The organism is Sorangium sp. So ce726, assembly GCF_051521405.1.
GTDB lineage: Bacteria > Myxococcota_A > Polyangia > Polyangiales > Polyangiaceae > Sorangium.
Window position 1 is genome coordinate 920908 of sequence record NZ_CP150349.1, and the last position, 19920, is coordinate 940827.

Annotated in this window: 14 protein-coding genes; 8 read left to right on the forward strand and 6 right to left on the reverse strand. The window is 70.9% G+C overall.

Annotation, left to right across the window (positions count from 1 at the left end; all coding sequences use genetic code 11):
• Positions 1 to 4: 4 nt before the first annotated feature.
• Complete coding sequence (locus WME79_RS03390) at positions 5 to 946, reverse strand: aldo/keto reductase (protein ID WP_437531797.1); 942 nt, start codon at positions 944 to 946, stop codon at positions 5 to 7.
• A gap of 483 nt (positions 947 to 1429) precedes the next feature.
• Between WME79_RS03390 and WME79_RS03395 the strand changes: the two genes are divergently transcribed.
• From WME79_RS03395 to WME79_RS03410, 4 genes are all read left to right on the forward strand, one after another.
• The gene (locus WME79_RS03395; protein ID WP_437531800.1) at positions 1430 to 1912 is read left to right on the forward strand and encodes a hypothetical protein; all 483 of its coding nucleotides are present in this window, start codon (positions 1430 to 1432) and stop codon (positions 1910 to 1912) included.
• Between the two features lie 50 nt (positions 1913 to 1962).
• Positions 1963 to 3084, forward strand: coding sequence for a pectin acetylesterase-family hydrolase (locus WME79_RS03400; RefSeq protein WP_437531803.1), 1122 nt, complete (start codon positions 1963 to 1965; stop codon positions 3082 to 3084).
• A 246-nt stretch (positions 3085 to 3330) separates the two neighbouring features.
• Complete coding sequence (locus tag WME79_RS03405) at positions 3331 to 4023, forward strand: ROK family protein (RefSeq protein ID WP_437531806.1); 693 nt, start codon at positions 3331 to 3333, stop codon at positions 4021 to 4023.
• Positions 4024 to 4288: 265 nt separating this feature from the next.
• The gene (locus WME79_RS03410; protein WP_437531807.1) at positions 4289 to 5578 is read left to right on the forward strand and encodes a cytochrome P450; all 1290 of its coding nucleotides are present in this window, start codon (positions 4289 to 4291) and stop codon (positions 5576 to 5578) included.
• 261 nt (positions 5579 to 5839) lie between these two features.
• Here the strand turns inward: WME79_RS03410 and astD are convergent, their stop codons facing one another.
• Positions 5840 to 7309 (reverse strand): succinylglutamate-semialdehyde dehydrogenase, encoded by a 1470-nt coding sequence (astD, locus tag WME79_RS03415; protein WP_437531810.1) that lies wholly within the window; start codon positions 7307 to 7309, stop codon positions 5840 to 5842.
• A gap of 601 nt (positions 7310 to 7910) precedes the next feature.
• Here astD and WME79_RS03420 point away from each other — a divergent pair.
• From WME79_RS03420 to WME79_RS03430, 3 genes are all read left to right on the forward strand, one after another.
• Positions 7911 to 9407, forward strand: coding sequence for a hypothetical protein (locus WME79_RS03420; RefSeq protein ID WP_437531813.1), 1497 nt, complete (start codon positions 7911 to 7913; stop codon positions 9405 to 9407).
• 163 nt (positions 9408 to 9570) lie between these two features.
• Positions 9571 to 9846: a PRC-barrel domain-containing protein gene (locus WME79_RS03425; RefSeq protein ID WP_437531816.1), complete on the forward strand. Its 276-nt coding sequence runs from the start codon at positions 9571 to 9573 to the stop codon at positions 9844 to 9846.
• A 286-nt stretch (positions 9847 to 10132) separates the two neighbouring features.
• Positions 10133 to 10594, forward strand: coding sequence for a hypothetical protein (locus WME79_RS03430; RefSeq protein WP_437531818.1), 462 nt, complete (start codon positions 10133 to 10135; stop codon positions 10592 to 10594).
• A gap of 316 nt (positions 10595 to 10910) precedes the next feature.
• Here the strand turns inward: WME79_RS03430 and WME79_RS03435 are convergent, their stop codons facing one another.
• On the reverse strand, positions 10911 to 14411 hold the full coding sequence (locus WME79_RS03435; protein WP_437531821.1) for a protein kinase domain-containing protein: 3501 nt from the start codon (positions 14409 to 14411) through the stop codon (positions 10911 to 10913).
• Positions 14412 to 14608: 197 nt separating this feature from the next.
• The gene (locus WME79_RS03440) at positions 14609 to 15484 is read right to left on the reverse strand and encodes an ATP-grasp domain-containing protein (protein WP_437531824.1); all 876 of its coding nucleotides are present in this window, start codon (positions 15482 to 15484) and stop codon (positions 14609 to 14611) included.
• Between the two features lie 244 nt (positions 15485 to 15728).
• On the opposite strand from WME79_RS03440, the gene WME79_RS03445 reads away from it, so the two are divergent.
• The gene (locus tag WME79_RS03445; protein WP_437531827.1) at positions 15729 to 18314 is read left to right on the forward strand and encodes a protein kinase domain-containing protein; all 2586 of its coding nucleotides are present in this window, start codon (positions 15729 to 15731) and stop codon (positions 18312 to 18314) included.
• Positions 18315 to 18404: 90 nt separating this feature from the next.
• Here the strand turns inward: WME79_RS03445 and WME79_RS03450 are convergent, their stop codons facing one another.
• Both WME79_RS03450 and WME79_RS03455 read right to left on the reverse strand, forming a co-directional pair.
• Entirely contained in the window at positions 18405 to 19061 is a 657-nt protein-coding gene (locus tag WME79_RS03450) for a hypothetical protein (RefSeq protein WP_437531829.1), read from the reverse strand.
• A 115-nt stretch (positions 19062 to 19176) separates the two neighbouring features.
• Entirely contained in the window at positions 19177 to 19740 is a 564-nt protein-coding gene (locus WME79_RS03455) for a hypothetical protein (RefSeq protein WP_437531832.1), read from the reverse strand.
• Positions 19741 to 19920 lie beyond the last annotated feature (180 nt).

Consider the following 19920-nt stretch of genomic DNA (forward strand, 5'->3'; position numbering starts at 1 on the left):
CTGCTCACCCCTCGATCCCGACCTGCTTGAGGCGCGCGGAGAGCTCCGTGAGCGCCGTGTCCTGGAGGTAGGGCGGCATGCCGGCCTCGCGGACGAGCTGGTCGAGCTGGGCGACCGAGCGGGGGCCGAGCACGGCGGACGAGACGACGCGGTTCGCGAGCACGAAGCGCAGGGCCGCCGAGCGGAGCGAGGTGACGGCGCCCGAGACCAGCGGCCTGAGCGCGTCGAGCTGGCGGATGCGGGTCTTGAGCTCGTCGCGGGTCCACCGCTGGTGGCGGTGATCGTCGAGGTAGAACTCGCGCTCGGGGCTCCACTGGCCGGCGAGCAGCCCGTGCGCGAGCACCGATCGGGCGAGGACGCCCGCGCCGGACTCGGAGACGTCGCTGGCGACGTCGTGGAGGTCGCCGGGGAGGAAGGCGTTGTAGGCGATCTCGATGACGTCGACCTCGTCGCGCAGCGCGGAGCGGGCGACGTCCGCGGAGCCGGCGCTCACGCCGTAGGCGCGGATCTTCCCGGCCTGCTTGAGGTCCTTCAGGAAGGCGAGGGCCTCCCCCGATTGCATCGCGGCCACGGTGGGGTTGTGGAGCAGGACGACGTCGACCACCTCGCGGGCGAGGCGCTCCTGCGACCGCTCGAACGCGGTGCGGAGGTGGGCCGGGTCGAACCGCTTCGTCGGGGGGTCGCCGTCGCGAACGGTGCCGATCTTGGTGACGACGTACGTCGTGCCGGCGTCCTTGAGCCGCCTGCCGAGGCAGCGCTCCATCTCGCCGCGGCAGTAGACGTCGGCGGTGTCGAAGAGGTCGATGCCGACCGCGAGCGCGCGATCGATGACGCGATCGATCTCGACGTCGGCGATGGGACCGTAGCCGTCGCCGGAGAGTCCCCAGGTGCCTAGGGCGAGCTCCGAGACCTGAAGGGTCGTCTTGCCGAGGGGGCGCTTCCTCACGGGCGGCGATCTACACCAGCGCCGGGAGGGCGCCACGAAATAGGGGCGGAGCTCCGTGTACGGCGCGCCGCGTCGCGCGCCGCGCGCCGTGCCCGGAGCGGCGGCGCTGCCCCCGGGGCGGGCGTCCCCCGTCGCGCCTCGGCGCGCGGTCGCAGGGCGCGTCCTCCGGGGCCTCATGCGCCGGCGCGGACCGTCGGGCCGCCACGTCCCTGCGCGCTCGGCCACGGAACGCTCCATGCCAGAGGAGCCAGGGAAGGGGAGTGATCCGGAAGCGCGCGGGGCGGCGCCGCCGAGGGCAGGGTCTTCAGGTGACATGTCGAGTCGAGCCCTGCCGGCGGCCGACGAAGGGGGCTGGAGAGTATGGCGAAAGGGCCTAATGAGGCATCGGCGGCCGAACCCGTCAGCAACCGGAGGTCACGGCCGCCCGCGGCGAGCACCTCTGCGCGGCGCGCGCTGGAGCTCGTCGCCGTCCGAGGCAAAGACGTGCTCGGTGTCCGCCACGTGCTCGCCGAGGGGCGCGCGCACATCGGCGACACGCCCGCGTCCATCGTGCGCGTGCCGTCGGGGGAGCTCGATAGAGCGGCCCCGGTCATCGCGGAGGTGATCGGCGCCCGCTACGTGCTGCACGTGCCGCGGCGGACGCGGGCGCGCCTCCACGGCGCCGACGGGCTCGCGCGCCTCTTGACGGGCCCGGCCGACATCGAGCTCCAGGAAGGAGACCGCGCCGTGCTCGTGATCGGGGCCGTCCAGATCCGCGCGCAGATCGTGCCCATCGAGATCATCTCACGCCTGGGTGCGTCCGGCCTGCGCTGGATCGGCCTCATCGGCGCCCTCTACCTCGTCGCGCTCGGCATCTGCGCTGCCCTCGCGCCGCGCGACCGTGCCCGCCTCGATGAGGGGTCGATCCGCCGCGCGGTCGGCGAGGCCGCGGCGCAGCTGTGGGCAGAGCACGCCCCTGTGCCATGACGCGAGGGCGCCGCGAACCGGCCGTCACCGGCGGATGATGCCCGCGCGTCATGGAGTGGTATTCTCTGCTCTCCATGCGATTCAAGATCGTTCCGCCCCTTCCGGTTCAACTCCTGCTCTGCCCGCTCGCTGTCCTCGGCTGTGGTGGCACGTCCGCCGAGCACGAAAACACGAGCAGCGAGCCACGGGACGGGATCCTGAGCCTGCCGTCCGGCTGGAACTCCATCGAGCCGGGCGGCGAGACGACGTGCTCGCGCGGTGATCCTTTCAAGTACTTCGTCCGTCCGGGCACCGTCAATCGCCTCATCGTCGAGTTCCGCGGCGGCGGAGCGTGCTGGGACGCAACCACGTGCTCGTTCGCGGGGGCGCTCTTCCAGGAGACGGTCGGCGAGGACGCCCTGACGACCGGGATCTACGATCACGAGAACCCGGACAACCCCTTCAAGGATTGGCACCATGTGTACATCCCCTATTGCACCGGGGACATCCACTGGGGCGACAACGTGGCCACGTATGGGGAGGGGGACCAGGCCGTCACCATCCAGCACAAGGGCGCCGTCAACGTCCGCGCGGCGCTCGGTTGGGTCTACGAGAACGTCCCCGCGCCAGAGAAGATCTTCGTGACGGGCTGCAGCGCGGGCGCGTATGGCGCCATCCTCTGGTCCGCGCACCTGCGAGAGCACTACAAGAGCGCGTCGGTCATCGAGTTCGCCGACAGCGGGGCAGGGATCATCACGGAGACGTTCTTCAGGGACAGCCTTCCTTCCTGGAAGCCCGAGGGCGCTTATCCCACATGGATACCTGGCCTCGACCCGGCCGAGCTCGCGCGGCTGTCGGTGCTCTACGAGAAGATCGGCGCCCATTACCCTGACATGCGCCTGTCGCAGTACAACACCGCCTATGATGAGGACCAGGCCTTCTTCTTCAGCGCGATGGGCGGCGGTGACGCCCTGGCGTGGTCAGACGCCATGAGGGCAGAGATCGCCGAAATCGAGGCATCGACGCCGAACTTCAGGTCGTTCCTTGCCGTCGGCACCGCGCACTGCATCCTCTGGCGGCCGGAATTTTACACCATCGAGTCGCATGGAGCGCGCCTCGTGCAGTGGCTCGACGGGCTCGCAAACGGTGCGCCGCCGCCGAGCGTCGCGTGCGACGCTTGCGGCTCGCCTTGAGCGTCGCCCGGGGGCGGGCGGCGCGGCGGCCGGGGCACCGAGGGGCGGGTGCGCGCCCGTAGGCGCCGAGGGGAGCGTGCGCAAGAAGGCGCGCGCCGGGGGCGTGGTAGGCCGCTCAGGCGTGCGCCGTTGCGGCGCCTGTTGACGCGCAGCCAGAGCTCTAGATTATGTCCGCCCCGAACGCGGGCGCGTGGGCGCATCCGCGGCGGCCCCGGAGGAAGAGCTCCGGGGGGAGACAGAGGGATCATGCGCACGCTTTGTATCGATATCGGCGGAACGGGGATCAAGGCCACCATCCTCGACGAGCAGGGGACTCCGATGACGGATCCCGTGCGCGTGCCGACGCCCCAGCCGGCCTCGCCGGACCCCATCCTCGACCTCATCGAGGAGATCGCCCGCGCGCAGGGGGAGTTCGATCGCGTCTCGATCGGCTTCCCCGGCGTGGTGATGGAGAACGTGACCAAGACGGCGCCGCACCTCGACAACGAGAAGTGGAAGGGCTACCCGCTCGGCGAGGCCGTCGAGCGCCGCCTTGGCAAGCCTGTCCGCGTCGCCAACGACGCGGGCATTCAGGGGCTCGCCGTCATCGAGGGCAAGGGGCTCGAGATGGTGCTCACCTTCGGCACGGGGCTCGGCTGCGCCCTGTACATCGACGGCCGGTACGTGCCGAACCTCGAGCTCGGGCACCACCCGTATGGAAAGAGGGACCTGAAGTACGAGGACCGCGTGTTCGACGCCGAGTGCAAGCGCATCGGCCCGAAGCGCTGGAACAAGCGTGTGCGCAAGATGATCGAGCAGGTCGAGCCGATCTTCAATTACCGCAAGCTCTACCTCGGCGGCGGCAACGCGCGCCTGCTCGACGCCTCGCGGCTGCCCGAGAACGTCGTCGTGGTGGACAACGTCGCTGGCCTGCTCGGCGGAATCAAGCTCTGGGCCTAGAGCGACGGTCACCCGCTTCGGATACGGGCCCACCTCGACGTTTTCGGTGCTCAGCGCACCGGAGTGCGCTTGCGCGCCGAAAACGCCGATCTGGGCCCGTCTCCTGTGCGGGAGACCGCCGCTCTGATCGGCATGGTGCAGAGGCGGGCGGAAGCCGCTGTAGCCAAGGGCGGCCGCGCGCCCGTGCGCTGGCGGGGAGGCCGGCCTGGGGCGGGCGTCGGTCGCGCCGGTTCCCAAGCGGGCGTGACCGTCGTACCCTGGCCCGATGAATTCGCCCGACGCACCGAAGCCCGACGCACCGCCCGCGGCCAATGCAGCGGCGGACGCTGATCTCGATCCTTTTCGCCTCCAGTCGCCGGAGACCCTCGCGAACCCGTACCCCGTGTACGCCAGGTTGCGCGAGGAAGCGCCCGTGTACTTCAGCGCGGCTTACAACGGCTGGCTCATCACCCGCTACGACCAGGTTGCGGCGGGCTTCCGTGACCCGCGCCTCTCGGCGAAGCGCTCCAGCGCCTTCGTGACGAAGCTGCCTGATGAGGTGCGGCAGCGGCTGGAGCCCTTGCGCCGCAACCTGGCGTCGTGGGCCTTGCTGCTCGACCCGCCGGAGCACACGCGCATCCGCTCGCTGATCAACAAGGCGTTCGTGCCGCGGCTCGTCGAGGGGTTGCGCTCCCGGGTGGAGACGCTGGTCAACGAGCTGCTCGACGCGGTCGCCCCGACGGGCCGGATGGACGTCCTCCGCGATCTCGGCGACCTCTTGCCGCTGCTCGTGATCGGCGAGGTGCTCGGTGTCCCCGTCGAGGACCGGCACCGGCTGAAGGGCTGGTCCAACGCGCTCAGCGGCTTCCTTGGCGCGGGCCGGCCGACGCTGGAGATCGCGGGCGGCGCGCTGAGCGCCGTGGCCGAGCTGGAGGACTATTTCCGCGGCGTGATCGCGGCTCGGCGGCAGAGCCCCGGCAACGACCTGCTCAGCCAGCTCATCATCGCGGAGGAGCAGGGCACGATCCTCGGCGAGCAGGAGCTGCTCTCGACATGTTGCATGTTGCTCTTCGGCGGCCACGAGACGACGAAGAACCTCATCGGCAATGGCCTGCTCGCGCTCCTCCGCCACCGCTCCGAGCGCGATGCCCTGCGCGGCACCCCGTCCCTGATCGGCCCGGCGGTGGAGGAGCTGCTCCGATACGACTCTCCGGTGCAATGGATGAGCCGCGTCGCGCTCGACGACATCGAGCTCGACGGCGTGCGGATCCCGAAGGGCGATCGCGCCTTCCTCGTGCTCGGCGCGGCGAACCGCGATCCCGCGCAGTTCCCCGACCCCGATCGGCTCGATTTCCGCCGCACCGACATCCGTCACATCTCGCTCGGCGTGGGCGTTCATTACTGCGCCGGCTCCGCGCTCGCCCGGGTCGAGGCCCAAGCTGCCATCTCCACGTTCCTCCGGCGTTTCCCCGACGCCGAGCTATCCCCTGGCCCGCTGACCTGGCGCATGAACCCCGGCATGCGCGGCCTCACCGCCATCCCGATAGAGCTAGGCCCCCAGAGCTCCGCCTCCTGACCCCTGTCAAACCATCGTCATCCAACCCGCCCGTTCCACCCTGGAGCCGCCGGGGAGAGGGGAGGGGGCGCGCGGGGGTGAGAGGGGGAAGGGCCCCGCGGATCCGAGCGCCGGCCTGCTCCGCAGCCAGTCGCCCCCAGATCTTCCTCTCCCGTACAGCCGGCCATAGCCACCACAAGGCGCGAGTCCGCGGGAAGGGCCCCCTCACCCCCGCGCGCCCCCTCCCCTCTCCCCGGCGGCCGTTGCGCCCTGGTCCTGGTTCTAGTTGTTGAGCCGCATCCCCGGCGCCAGCTGCCCAGGCAGCGCCACCGCCGCCGCCTCCAGCCCCGCGACCGGATACGCGCAGTAGTCCGCCGCATAATACGCGCTCGGCCGGTGGTTCCCGCTGCTCCCGACCCCACCGAACGGCGCCGCGCTCGACGCCCCCGTCAGCGGTTTGTTCCAGTTGACGATCCCCGCCCGGGATTCCCGCCAGAACCGCTCATAGAGCTCCCTGCGATCCGAGATCAACCCGGCCGCGAGCCCATAACGCGTGCGGTTGGCCAGCGAGAGCGCCTCATCGAAGCTCTCGTAGCGCTGCACCTGCACGAGCGGCCCGAAATGCTCCTCGTCCGGGAGCTCCTTGATCGCCGACACATCGAGGATGCCGGGCGAGAGCAGCGCGGTCCCCTCCTCGATCCGGCGCATCTCCAGCAGCACCTCGCCGCCGAGCGAGACCAGCCGCGCCTGCGCCGCGAGCAGCTGATCCGCCGCCGCGAGCGAGATCACCGCGCCCATGAAGGGCTGCTCTGCGTCGTCGTACCTGCCCACCTTGAGCTGGGACGCCGCGTCGACCAGGCGCGCCAACAGCGCGTCGCCCTCTGGCGTCGCCGGCACGAGCAGCCGCCGCGCGCACGTACACCGCTGGCCCGCCGAGATGAAGGACGACTGAAGGATATGGTGTATCGCCGCCTCGGTGTTCGCGACGTCCTGGACGATGAGCGGGTTGTTGCCGCCCATCTCCAGGGCGAGGATCTTCTCCGGTTGACCTGCCAGCTGCCGGTGCAGCGCGGAGCCCGTGCCGGAGCTGCCCGTGAAGAAGAGGCCGTCGATGCCCGGGTGACCGGCGAGCGCAACGCCGGTGCGCCTCCCCCCCTGGACCAGGTTGAGCACCCCGGCCGGGATGCCCGCCTCCTGCCAGAGCCGCGCTGTCTCCTCCGCGACCCTCGGCGTGAGCTCCGAGGGCTTGAACACAACGCAATTGCCCGCGATCAAGGCCGGGACGATGTGGCCGTTCGGCAGGTGGCCCGGGAAGTTGTACGGCCCGAGCACAGCGACCACGCCGTGCGGCCGGTGCCGCACCACGGCCGTCGCGTCGCCCGCCTCGGCCTGACGCTCGCCCGTCCGCTCACGCCAGGCCATCAGCGACACGTCGATCTTGCCGATCATCGTCTGGACCTCGGTGAGCGCCTCCCAGCGCGGCTTGCCCGTCTCCAGCCCGATCACGTCCGCGAGCCGGGCCTTGTGCTCGCCCAGGAGACCGGCGAACCGCTTCACCAGCGCCGCCCGCTCCTCCAGGCCGCGATCGCGCCACGCAGCGAACGCGCCGCGCGCCGCCGCCACGGCCGCGTCGACCTGCTCCTCGCTCGCGGCGCGCCCCTCGAAGACGATCGCCTGCGTCACGGGGTTCCGGCTCGCGAACGGCTCGCCCGCGCCGGTCACCCAGCTGCCGTCGATGAAATGGGTCGACATGGTCACCTCTCTGTCGCGGAGCTCCCCCCGCGGAACACCACACGGGCTCAGCGGTCCGTCCAGCGAGTATGGTTTGCGTCCACCTCGCTCCGCCAGTGTGCATCGTACCAGAGGCCGGCGCCCCCAGGGCTCGCGCGCCCCCGGACGGAACATCGCGCCGGCGACCGCCCAGGAAAGATGGGGCCGCTCGCCGAGCTCGCCAGGGCTTCGCTGCGTCCGGGGGGGACCACAACATCATGTGTTCTGGTGCGACTGAGCCCCAACCAGATGGGGTCCGCTCGGTCAGTGGCTCTCTTGGTGAGAATCCAGGAGCCGAGATCTCAATGCGCTTCCTGCTCGATCTTTCTGAGTTCGCTTGTGGCGAGCGCGCGACATTCACGGGAATGCACCGTGGCGAACAGGTGTGCTGAGCGTGTTTGCGCTTTGGATCACGCTCCGGGCGCACTGCAGCAGGGCGCTCTCCACGCCCGGTGACACCAAGTCTTGACGGTCCTGTGGCTGGCGTGGAGACGTGCTCATGTCAGTTTTCCCGCCGATGCATCACACGGTGGCTATCTCAGACATCCATCTATGTGAGCTCGAGCCGTCCGACGGTCTCTGGATGCGCTATCGGCAGGCGCCGTACTCCCCGGACGGGGAGATTGCGGCGATGCTCGACGCGCTCCGGGGAGAGGTCCGGAGGGGGGCGGGCGGCTCCGGGGGGCTCGGCGCGGAGCGCGACGAGCTAACGCTGGTCCTGAACGGCGACATCTTCGACCTGGATGCGCCTCGGGTGATCGGCAACGAGAGCGTGGTCCACGACCTGCCGCGCACGGCCGAGCACGCCGTGCCGGCGATGGAGGCCATCCTGCGCGATCACCCGGTGTTCGTCGCGGCGGTCGGCCGGATCGTCGCGGACGGGCACACCGCGGTCTTCGTGGCGGGCAACCACGACATCCAGCTCACGCTGCCCGAGGTGCGCGAGGCGGTGCAGCGGAGCGTCGTGGACGCGGCCATGCACGAGCTCTCCACCCGGGAGGGTGGCCTCCCCGCGGGCTCGACCGAGGACCTCCGCGCGGCGCTCGCGGCGCGGGTGGCCTTCCGCGCCTGGTTCCACCGCACGCACGACGGCGTCATCATCGAGCACGGCAATCAGTACGACTCGTACTGCTGTTATCGCTACCCGATGGCGCCGTTCGGCCGGAATCTGGGGGAGATCCAGCCGACGATGGGCTCGCTCGTGAGCCGCCTGCTCGTGTCGCGCATGGGGTACTTCAACCCGCACGTCGACTCGTCGTTCATGCTCTCCGGCTTCGGCTATCTCTCTCACTGGATGCGGTACTACCTGTTCACTGGCCGCTCCCTCGTCTTCGCCTTCGGCGTGGGCGCGCTGCGCACGATGATCGAGCTCGTGCGCCGGCGTGACCCGAGCCGCCGGGCGCTCCGGCGTGCGGACCTCGCCGCGGCCGCCCGTGAGACGGGCGCGCCTTTCCCCGCCGTGGTCAAGCACGCGCGGCTGTTCGCGCGGCCGGCCGAGGACTGCCTCGGCCGTGTGGCCCGCGAGCTCTGGCTGGATCGCCTCGGGCTCGCGGCGATCGGGATCCTCGCGGCGCTCGCGTGCCTGTGCTGGATGCCGGGAGGGCTCGCGGCGGCGGCGCTGCTCGCGCCGACGCTCCTCGTCGCGTATGAGTGCGCGGTCCCGAAGCCCACGCTCGACGCGGTCTGGCAGGGCGTGAACCGTGCGGCGCGGTCCGTGGCCGGGGCGCACGGCGCCAAGGCCGTGATCTTCGGGCACACCCACAACCCGGAGGGGAGCTGGGAAGACGGAGTGTTCTTCGGGAACACCGGCTCCTGGTCCGCGGCGTTCGAGGACATCGCGTGCACGCAGCCCGTCTTCGAGGCGCGCCCCCTCGTCTGGTTGCGGTCCGAGGACGACGCGGGTCCCGAGGCGCCCCTCTCGGGCGGCCTCGTGATGTGGAAGGACGAGCGGTTCCAGCCCTGGAGAGCCGACGCGAGGCCGTCCGTGCCCAAGAAGGCCGAGATGGCCAAGCGCCCGCGCCCCGCGCTGCGTCCGCGCCCCGCGCTTCGGCCCCAGGCGACGGCCGCGCTGCGCAGCTAGGCTGCCGGCGCCCATCGCTCTGGACGCACCTTCGGCGGGCCCGCCGAGCCCGGCCGAGGTCGAGGGCTGATCAAGGCGTGCTCGCCGCGGTGCGTGCGAGAGATACGGCGTGGCGGCGGCCGGGTGGCCTGCGTCGTGCTTCGCTCCGCGCGGAGCAAGCACCATGCGATTGACGTACGAGCAGGATGTGCGGGGGCACTCGGTGGTTGACGCCCAGGGGAGCGTCATCGGCGAGGTGGAGCAGCTCTACCTCGACAGCGACTCGTTCAAGCTCGCCGGGGTGCGGGTCAAGCTCCGCTCCGAGGTGGCCGACGCCCTCGGCGTCCAGCGCAGCCTCCTCCACGCGGGGTTCCTCGATGTGCCGGCCGAGGCCATCCAGAGCCTGGGACAGGCCGTCGTGCTGCGCACCGAGGCGCGCAGCCTGTTGATGCCAACCTGAGGCGGCGGCGCCCGAGCTCGCCCGTTGTTGCGCGAGGTCGTGCCGAACTGCCCGGCCCCCGTGGAGGGGGTTCGTCGCTCCGGGTCGCCATTCACGACGAGGTGGGCCTCGACACGCTTCGCGGTCTCGGGCATCGTCGAGGCCGACCATGGCGCCGCTCCCTGACCCTCATGCTCCCGCGCCGGGGCAGCTATCTTGCCGGCGCGCTCCTGATGGCTGCTCCGCGGTCCCTGGCGGGCCGCGCGTGGCTCATGTTCGCGAATGACATGATTCTTGCGAGACCGGAATGAACCTCTTGTTTGAGATTTGTCTGGTCGTGAGCGTGGTGCTGCTGGGCTTGCTGGCAGGAGCGCTCTGGGCTGAAGGCGCCTTGCTGGTGCCCTACTGGAAGACCCTGAACGCTGAAGAGTTCTATCGTCTGCATCCCCAGTACGCGCCGCGCCTGTTTCGCTTCTTTGCGCCCATCACGGCGGTGACTCCTGCCGCCGCGCTGGTCGCTGCCGTCTTTGCCTGGTTGGCTGCCAGCAGGGCTGTGTGGGTGTCGACGGTGGTTGCTGTGCTGGCGAATTCGCTGGTCGCGATCTATTTCAGTTATTTCAAGCGCGCCAACGACGCCTTTGCGCAGGCGACCATCGACCCCAAGGACCTGCCGGTGGAGCTTGAGCGCTGGGGTGACTGGCACAGGCTGCGGGTTGCGATCTGCATGCTGGCATTCTTCGGAAGCGTCGTTGCGCTCTATCTTTCCTGAGCGAGCCGTCTGTCGGCTTGTCCCGCGCGTCTCGAGCACCAGCAGGTCGCCAAGAGCGGTGCGTCGACGTCCCCTGTTTGCCCGAGAGCAGGTTCGGCCGAGCCATCAACTAGATGACAAGGCGTTGGAGCCGAATCACGCGGTCTCGATGCACAAGTGCATGGTGGCATCCACATGACGGAGCCCGATCACCGGCTGACGACGCGCGAGTGAACGGAGCTCCTGGCAGGCGCGCGCCGGCTCAAGCCGAGACCGCTCTCGTTGGCCCCATTCACAGGCCTTCGCGTGCGGCCGAGGCGTCGAGGCGCACGTCAGGTCAACCCGCCGGCATCAAACACCGGAAGCCGAGGCCGTTGTGCCGGTACCAGGCCCACTCCCCAAAACGGAAGCGCGCGGCCAGGAAACCAGGGCTGCGCGCCCAGGAGCCACCTCGAACGACCCGCACGACATCGCTGGTGCCCATGTCCGTGTCTGTCGCCGTGTCAATGTGGGCACCCTCCTGCGTGAAGGCTCGTCGCCTCGCCTGCACCTCGGAATCCCAGGCGTCGAGGCACCACTCCCACACATTGCCTGACTGGTCGAGCGTGCCCACCGGGCCAGCTCCTTTGGCGTATGCACCGACGCGCGTCGTGCAACCCACGTGCTCGTCGAAGTTGGCGAGATCCGGGGTCGGCTCCTCCAGTCCCCAAGGGAACTCTCGGCCCGTCCCCAGGGTGGCAGCGTATTCCCATTCCTCCTCCGATGGCAGCCGCACACCGGGGTTTCGCTGGCCGAGCCAGAGGCAAAACATCTCCGCCTCGTACCAGGTCACGTTGACCACGGGATGTTGGTCGAGCTCGCAGGATGGAATCCGGTCTACGAACTCGCGCTCGATGCGGTGATCCGGATCGAACCGCTCGTAGAGCGCATTCGTCACGGGCACGCGCCCGATCTTGAATGGCGGCCCTAGCCCCGTCACCTCGCACCAGCAGGGCAGGCGCACGCCGTTCGGCAGCTCCACGAGCTCCAGCCCCAGATCCGGCGGCTCTGCGAGATGATCGAAGAAGCACGAGAGCTCCGCCCTGGCGGCTGCAGCGATCGCGGGACCGGGCGCCTTCTGGGCGATGGACTCCAGGGCTTCGCGAACGAAGAAGAGGTCCGCGCCGTGGGTCGTCGCTCGTCGGATCTGGCGCAACAAGCCGACACCGTCGCGGGTCGGCCCGAGGCGCTCCGCGAGCTCGCGGATGACATCGCGCCGCTTCTCCCACGCGTCGCGGGCCGCCTCTAGCCCCACGAGCTCGAGCAGCGTCTCTGGCCTCACGGCGCCGTCGCCGGCCGAGCCCAGCGCACGGATCGCGAGGTCCGGGTTCACATCGGCGAGATCGCGGAGGAGCCGCTCTTCCTCGCCTCGCTCACCGGAAAGAAGCGCGAACGTCTCGGCCCACTGCCCGAGCGCAGCGGAGTCGCGCCCGAGCTGCCGCGCGAGCGCCTGCCACGCTGGCGGGCCCGCGCTGTGCAGCGCCGCTGCGGCGAGGCGCTCCTGCAGCGCGCGGTGCTGGAACCGCCACCTCGACCGGCCAGCGTCGACCGGGACCATCATCCCGGTCGCCTGCGCCACGTCTCCAAGCAGCGCCTCGGGATCGTCCCACGCGGGCCGCACCTTCGCGAGCCGAGAGAACGCGTCGCTCGCGCGCAGAGCGTCGAGGACGCACTCGAGCTCATATGGCCCTGCGCCGAGCCGGAGCAGGTCGAGCGCGACCTGTTCCAGCGTCTGCCGGACGCGGGACCTCTCGCGCAGCGGCGGTGCAGTCGGCGACGCGCGGGGCCTGCCGCGGAGCAGGTGATCGATCGCTTCGCCGAGGAGCTGCGCGCGGCGTGCGGGTAGCTCGATCGGCGCGCCGGTGCGGAGCGGTTCCAGCGCGACGAGCGCCATCAGCGTGAGCAGGAATGGATTGCCGGCGAGCGCCCGGAGGCTCTGTTGCGACTGGATGGCTGCTGTGATGCGATCGATCTGCGCCGCGCTGATCTCGCGGGAGGATAGCCAGTGGTCGAGCAGGAGGCGCTGAGCTGCCGCGGTGAGCGGGAGCAGCTCGAGCGCCGCGAACTGGGCCGCGGGCATCTGATAACCGAACGGGCGCGACGTCACCACCACGCGGCAGCCGGCGTCGAGCCACGCGCGCTCGCCCGCGATGCGGCGCACGTGGGCGAGCAGCGCGTCGAGGCGATCGCCCGGCACCTCGTCGAGCCCATCCAGAAGGAAGAGCACCCGGCCCGCGGCCGCCTGCTCCGCGAGCGCCGCGCCGGTACCTGCCGGGAGCCCAAGGCGCCCGCGCGTCCGCTCGACGTACTCGATCAGCCCCTCGCCCGACGCGTCCAGCTCGGCGAGCCGGATGAGCACCGGAATGGCGGCTGCCCCCGGATCGCGGCCCGCTTCGAGCTCGCCGCGGCTCCGTTCCGCGCGCACCAGCGCGAGGTGCTTGAGCAGCGTCGATTTGCCGCTTCCCGGCTCGCCGAGCACGCTGAAGCAACGCGGCGCCGGCAGGTCGAGGAAGCGCTCGAGCGTCTGCGGCTTCCCTTCGAGCGGCATGCGGTCCGCGCGCTCGATATACCGGCGGTCGGCGATGCGGAGCTCGACGTACACCTCCTCGAGGAGGCGCAGCGCGGCGCCCTCCTGGTCCACGCCCAGCGGTTGATGACGGATGTCTTTCTCGAGGGCCGCGAGATAGCCGACAGGCGCGTCGCGCCGCGCGCTTCCGGCGACACGCTCACCGGCACCCGTCGAAGCCGGGCGGTCCGCCTGCTCCGTCGGCGCGGCGGCAATCCCTGAAATCGTGTCCTCCAGCCCGTCGAGGTGACGCGAGCCCGGCCCACAAGCTGCGCGAATTGTCGGATCGGCGCCCGGCGCCCCCGGATCGCGGAGCAGGCTCCGGAGCGCGTCGAACGCGGCGCCCGCCTCGGCGAAGCGGGCCTGCGGGGACGGCGTGACGCAGCGGGTAAACCACGCGTCGAACCCCGGCGGCAGGAGCGCGGCGCGCCCGCTCCTCGTGGCGCAGGCGGACGGGGGAGGCATGGACGCCTCACGGCTTACCTCGATCAGGTGCCTCAGGAGCGCTCGATCCTCGAGCGACCAGTATGTGGTTCCGGTTAGCACCCAGAAGGTGAGCAATCCGAGCGCCCAGACGTCGGTGGAAGGGGTGATGGGCGCTCCCGTGAGCTGCTCAGGAGCCATCCACAGCGGGCTGCCGACGAGCGTGCCCGTCAGCCGGGCCTCTTCGATAACCTTGGCCACACCGAAGTCGAGCAGCTTGACGAGCAGAGACTCACCCTGCCGCTTCGATGCGGCGATGAAGATGTTCTCGGGCTTGACGTCACGATGAACGACGCCCTCGGCGTGCGCCGCCGCGAGCGCGTGCGCGACCTGCGCCAGTATATCCGCAGCGCGGGCGTGAGAAAGCGGCCCCGCGCGGCACACGTGCTCTGCCAGAGTCTCACCCTGGAGCAGTTCCATCACGAGCCATGGAGTCCCCTCCGCGACGCCGGCGTCGATGACGTCGACCACATGATCGCTCGAGATGCGGTGGCCGATCCGGGCCTCCTGCTGGAAGAGGCGGACGAGGCGCTCGTCGCCGCAGAGCTCCCGCCGGAGGATCTTGAGAGCTCGCTGCGCCCCCGTCGTGATGTGCTCGACGACGTAGACGGCGCCCATCCCTCCTCCCCCGAGCGGCCGCAGGACACGGTAGCTGCTTGCGAACACGGCCCCTGCCTCCGGGAACACTGCTGGACCCATGGGAGGCGATATTACCCGAACCCGCCCCGCACCGCCTCGCGGAGTACCCACGCCACCTGCCAAGCCCGGCGTCGCGCCCGCTCCTCGACGCGACGCCCGACGTCGCGCCCCTCCCGCCGGGGGCGGCATCACAAGCCATCCGCCTTCGGCGGGTGAGCTGAGCCCGGGCGAGCGGCCGCGACGGCGCGCGCCGTGTGAGTCCTCGCGACCCGCGTGGGCGGAGGGTTCACTCCACTACCGCCGGCGCCTCAGCCCAGCACCGCCCCGTAGAAGTCGCGCGGATCCATCTGCTCGGGGAAGACCGAACAGCCGCCGTCGTTGATCTCGATCACCGTGGTTCCACCGCGCTCGAGCCGGGCCACGTCCGCCGTGAAGAACGGGGAGCCGATGACCTGCCCGAGATGGGCGAATTGGCCCGGATCCTCGAGCGTCGAGTCCACGTCGTAATAGGGCGCGTGCGCCACCAGCCGCCCCTCCCAGAACACGAGGCGGTGCTCGTCGGTCACGCGGCGCTGGCCGGGCGCCCAGCCGGGCAGCGTCGCGAGGTCGAGGTACTTTCTCACGACGAACCCCCGCTCGAAGCGGTCCCCGCGGAGCTCCAGGATCTTCTCGCACACCTCGGCGAAATCGTCGTACGTGGCGCCCTCGGGCACGAAACAGGCACGATGCCAGAGCTCCTTGACCGATTTCACGTGGTCCTTGACCACCCACGGCGGCGGCCCGAGCTCCAGGGCCGCCTCCCACGCTTCCCGGACGTCTTCGCCTTCGGTCCACCGCGTGGGCGCCGTCTTGTCGCCGAGCAGCGGGACGTAATTGGGCATGTACATCGCCTCGGCGAAGCTCTCCGGATCGACGACGAGCTCCTCGCCGCGGTCCTGCATGGCCTCGTACAGGCCCGTGTATTCTTCTTCACTCAACATCCACCCCCGGTAGAGCCACGTCCGGTACCGGGGCCTTGGCAGCCGGCGCAAAGCGCGCTCAGGCTCGCCATTCACGACGGGGTCGAGCGGGATCGCGTAAGACTCGATGCCGAGCTCCTCGGCGGCCAGCACGTCGATCTCGAAGCGATCATCGGCAAACTGAGGGACATGGGGTCTTCCGAAGAGGATGGTGACGTCGCTCATGGAGTCCTCCGGGGGCCGCCGCGCCTCGGTCCGGGTCGGCGCAGCGGGGCGGACAAGGTGGATCCACGTTCGCGAAGAACCAGTCTTGCGAAGAACGATCGCTTGCGAGAGGATAGACTCAATGGGGGCGAAAATCGGGCCTTACAGCGCCTGTCGGGTTGAGCCCGGCGCGCCCGGACGATAGAGTCGGCGCGGACCTCGGCCCTGGGGAGCTCCCCGGCGCGATCCGCGGAGTGGACGACGCATGAGCTTCAGCGAGCGCGAGCGGATGGCGCTGACGCAGCCCGCATGCGGCGCGCCCGACGCGATCGAGTCGGGCAGCGCGCCGCCGGCCGGCGCCGCGTCGGACGTCACGTTCAGGCTGCGCGAGACCCCGGGCGCCACGGCGCCCGAGCAGCCGCCCATCTCCGTCACGGCCCCCGAGCGCCTGTCCGCGGAGGAGCGCTACGAGGATCTCGGCTGCATCGGGCGCGGGGGCATGGGCGAGGTGCGCCGCGTGCGCGATCGCATCCTGGGGCGCGTGCTCGCGATGAAGATCCAGTCGTCCGATGCCCGCGACGCGACGCCCGATCGCGCCCGCTTCCTCGCCGAGGCGCGCCTGACCGCGGCGCTCCAGCACCCGGGGATCGTGCCGGTGCACGAGTGCGGCGAGCTCGCCGACGGGCGGCTGTGGTTCACGATGAAGGAGGTCCGCGGGCGCACGTTCGGCGAGGTGATCGCCGAGGCGTACGCGGCCGGCGGCGGGAGCCTCTCGCCCGTCGCGCTGCGGCGGGCGGTCGACACGTTCCTCCGCGTCTGCGAGGCCGTGGCGTACGCGCACAGCCGCGGCGTGATGCACCGCGACCTCAAGCCCGCCAACGTGATGATCGGCGAGTTCGGCGAGGTCCTGGTGATGGACTGGGGCCTCGCGCGGCCCGCCGCGCCGCTGCGCGGGTCGCCCGGGGCCGTGGGCGAGGCGGACGTGATCGAGGCGGCCCCGCTCACGCAGCCCGGCGAGGTGCTGGGCACGCTGCTCTACATGGCCCCGGAGCAGGCGCGAGGCGAGGGCGATCGCCTCGGCGCGGCGAGCGACGTCTACGCGCTCGGCGTCGTGCTCTATGAGGTCCTCGCCGGCCGCCACCCTTACGGCGGCCAGCCCGCGGCCATCTGGAGCGCGCTCCTCACCGGCGGGCTCAGGCCGGTCGAGGCGAGCGCCCCCCACGAGGTGCCCGCGGAGCTCGCGGCGATCTGCGCCCGCGCGATGGCGCTCGCCCCGGAGGCTCGCCACCCGGACGCGGCCGCGCTCGCGGCCGACGTCCGGAGCTGGCTCGACGGCGCGCGGCGGCGCGAGCGCGCGCTCGCGATCGTGGACAGGGCCCGCGCGATCCGGCCGGAGATCGAGGCGACGCGGGCGCGCGCCCGGGCGCTGCGCGACGAGGCGCGGGCGATCCTCGACGGCCTGAGCTCGTTCGATCCGGCCGAGCAGAAGGCGCGCGGGTGGAGGATCGAGGACGAGGCGGAGCGCCTGGAGCGGGAGGCGTCGCTCGGCCAGGTCGAGTGGATGCAGGTCCTCCGCTCGGCGCTGAACGAGGCGCCGGATCTCCGCGAGGCGCACGAGGCGCTGGCCGACCACTACGCCGAGGAGCTCGCCCTGGCCGAGGAGGCGCGGGATCCGCGGGGCGCGGCGCGCGCCGAGGCGCTCCTCCGGCAGCACGACCGCGGGCGCCATGCGGTGCTGCTCGCCGGCGACGGGGCGCTCACGCTGGCGACCGTGCCCGAGGGGGCGCAGGTCTCCCTCCACCGCTACGTCGAGCGCGACCGGAGGCTCGTGCCCGAGCTCGCGCGCGAGCTCGGCCCCACGCCCCTGCTCGCGGTGGCGCTCCCGCGCGGCAGCTACCTGCTCACGCTGCGCGCGCCGGGGCACCACGACGCGTGTTATCCCGTGCTCATCGAGCGCGGGCGGCGCTGGGACGGCGTCCGGCCAGGCGGGGAAGGGGCCCACCCGGTGCGCCTCCTTCGCCTCGGCGAGCTCGGCGAGGACGACCTCTACGTGCCGGCCGGCTGGTTCCTCGCCGGCGGCGATCCGGACGCGGGGGACAGCCTCCCGCGGACGCGGCTCTGGTGCGATGGCTTCATCGTCCGGAGGCACCCGGTCACCAATGCCGAGTACCTCACCTTCCTCAACGCGCTCGTCGCGAGCGGGCGGGAAGCCGAGGCCCTCGAGTGCTGCCCGCGCCTCTCGCTCGGCCGCGCCGCCTCGGGATCGAGCCCGGACTCGCTCCGGTTCGAGCGGGGAGACGACGGCCGTTTTCGGCTCGGGTGCATTCCGACCGACGTCCAGGAGGAGCCGCGGATGGCCGTCGCGTTCGTCCACTGGCGGGCGGCGATGCGTTATGCGGCGTGGTACGCCGCCGGGACGGGCGCGCCGTGGCGCCTCCTGAACGAGCTTGAATGGGAGAAGGCGGCGCGGGGCGCCGACGGCCGGTGCATGCCCTGGGGTGATTTCCTGGAGCCGACCTGGGGTTGCATGCTGGGCAGCCATGAGGGCGTCGCCGGCCGGCGGCCCGTCGACGACTTCCCGCAGGACGAGAGCCCTTATGGGCTGCGCGGCGCGGCGGGCAATGTGCGCGACTGGTGCATCAACGCGTGGAAGCGCGAGGGGGCGCGGACCGAAGCGGGGATCGTGCTGCTCGATCCCGCCGACGACGGCGACGCGGATTTCCGCGCGGCGCGGGGCGGCGCGTGGTCGACGTCGCCGAACCTCTGCCGCGCGGCGGGGCGCTTCGCGGGCAAGCCCGGGGATCGCTTCGGGGGGATCGGGTTCCGGCTGGCGCGCCCGGCGCCGGGGTGAGCGCCTCAGCGCTCCGCCGCCTGCACTGGAGGCCTGCCCGGGTGCGCTTGAGGCGGCGCCCCCGGGCGAAGCGTCAAGCGAGCGGGCCGCTCACGCGGGCCTCATCACGCCATGGTAATGGTACCAGGCGCTCTGAGGGTCGATGTCGCGCGGATCGCTCGACGGCGTATCCCCCACGAACACCTGCGTGAAGTTCACCTTGCTCGGGGTGTGCTGGAAGATGAGGCCGTTCTGGGGCCGCTCCATCTTGTACCAGATCGCGTTGCGCAGCTCGCCGGCGCTGCCGAGCTCCACGAGGAGGGCGATCCGGCGCCCGAGCGGCCCGTCGGGATCGACGGCCCAGTAGAGCGCGCTGGCCGGAGAGGTCGGCTGGTAGATGCCCTGAGTCCACTGCTGCCCCGACGCCTCCTGGCCCGTCGAGAGGACGCTGCCCCCGACGAGCCAGTCCCGGAACTCCTTGGGGTAGTCCGGCGTTCCCGGGCGGTTCGTGAACCCGAACGAGACCAGGGTGATCGCCCTCGACTTGAAGGGGCTGAGCCTCGACCAGTACTCGGTCTTCGCCGTGAATCCGCCGGGGGGCGTCACGCCCGTCACGGCCACCTGGAGGAGCGGGTTCCCGTTGCTCGTCTCGATGAAGCGGAGCTTCGAGTCGATGGGGATCTGCGTTCGGTCCGGCTGATCCGTCCCCTTGGGCAAGAGGTCTCCCCGCGTGACACCCAGCTCGCCCATGCTTGATACAGTGCTCATGGCTTGATGAACTCCTCGTCTCGTGTGTGAAACCTTGGAATGTTCGACGGCTTGTCCGGCGCGAGCGCGACATCCGGAGAGGCGGACCTCTCCGGGCGTGCGCTCGCGCCGGGGTTCACAGGAGACCCACGGTGATGGGCTGGAAGAAGACCTGGACGCCGGTCCTGGTCCCCGCCTCGCTGCCCTTCGTGTCGCCGACATAGTCGAGCAGGGAGACGAGGCTGCCGGTCGAGAACGCGAAGAGGTCGTGGGCGTGGTTCGTGTCGAGGTATTCGTGCTCGAAGTACGTGGGGCTGAGGATCCCGGTGATCTCTCGGGGCGCGGTGTAGAGGTGGAACCAGCCGGTCCCCTCGGCGCGCGTCCAGTCGCTCTTCGTCTCGATGGCGTCGATATGGACGGACGCCCAGACCTCGTTGCCATTGAAGACGTGGAGCTCCACTTCCAGAGTGGTGCGCGGCCCGTGCCCGCCGAAGTCGGCATCACCGCCGACGCGCGGCGGGATATAGAACGGCGTCTCTGCCTGAAACGTCGCCGCCGAGGAGAAGGCGACAGCGTTGCTGGCCGCCGACTGCTCGACCGCGTCCGGCGGGGCGAGATCCTCTGCGGCGGCCTCTTCAGCGGACGCCACGGCGCAACCAGCGAGCAACGAGAAGGACAGCGAAGCGAACAATGCACGCATGATGATGGAGCTCCCTTCGAGGTGTGCCTGCGCGCTCTCCTGCCGAGATAGCGGCGCTGCGCGCGGCGCTTGGCCTTTCAGCAGGCGTCATGCCACCGCGAGGAAACGAGGATTCAGGCCGGATCCGAGGAGCTGTCGCGTCCCGGCGCCGCAGGTCGGGTCACCCTCGCTCAACTTGAG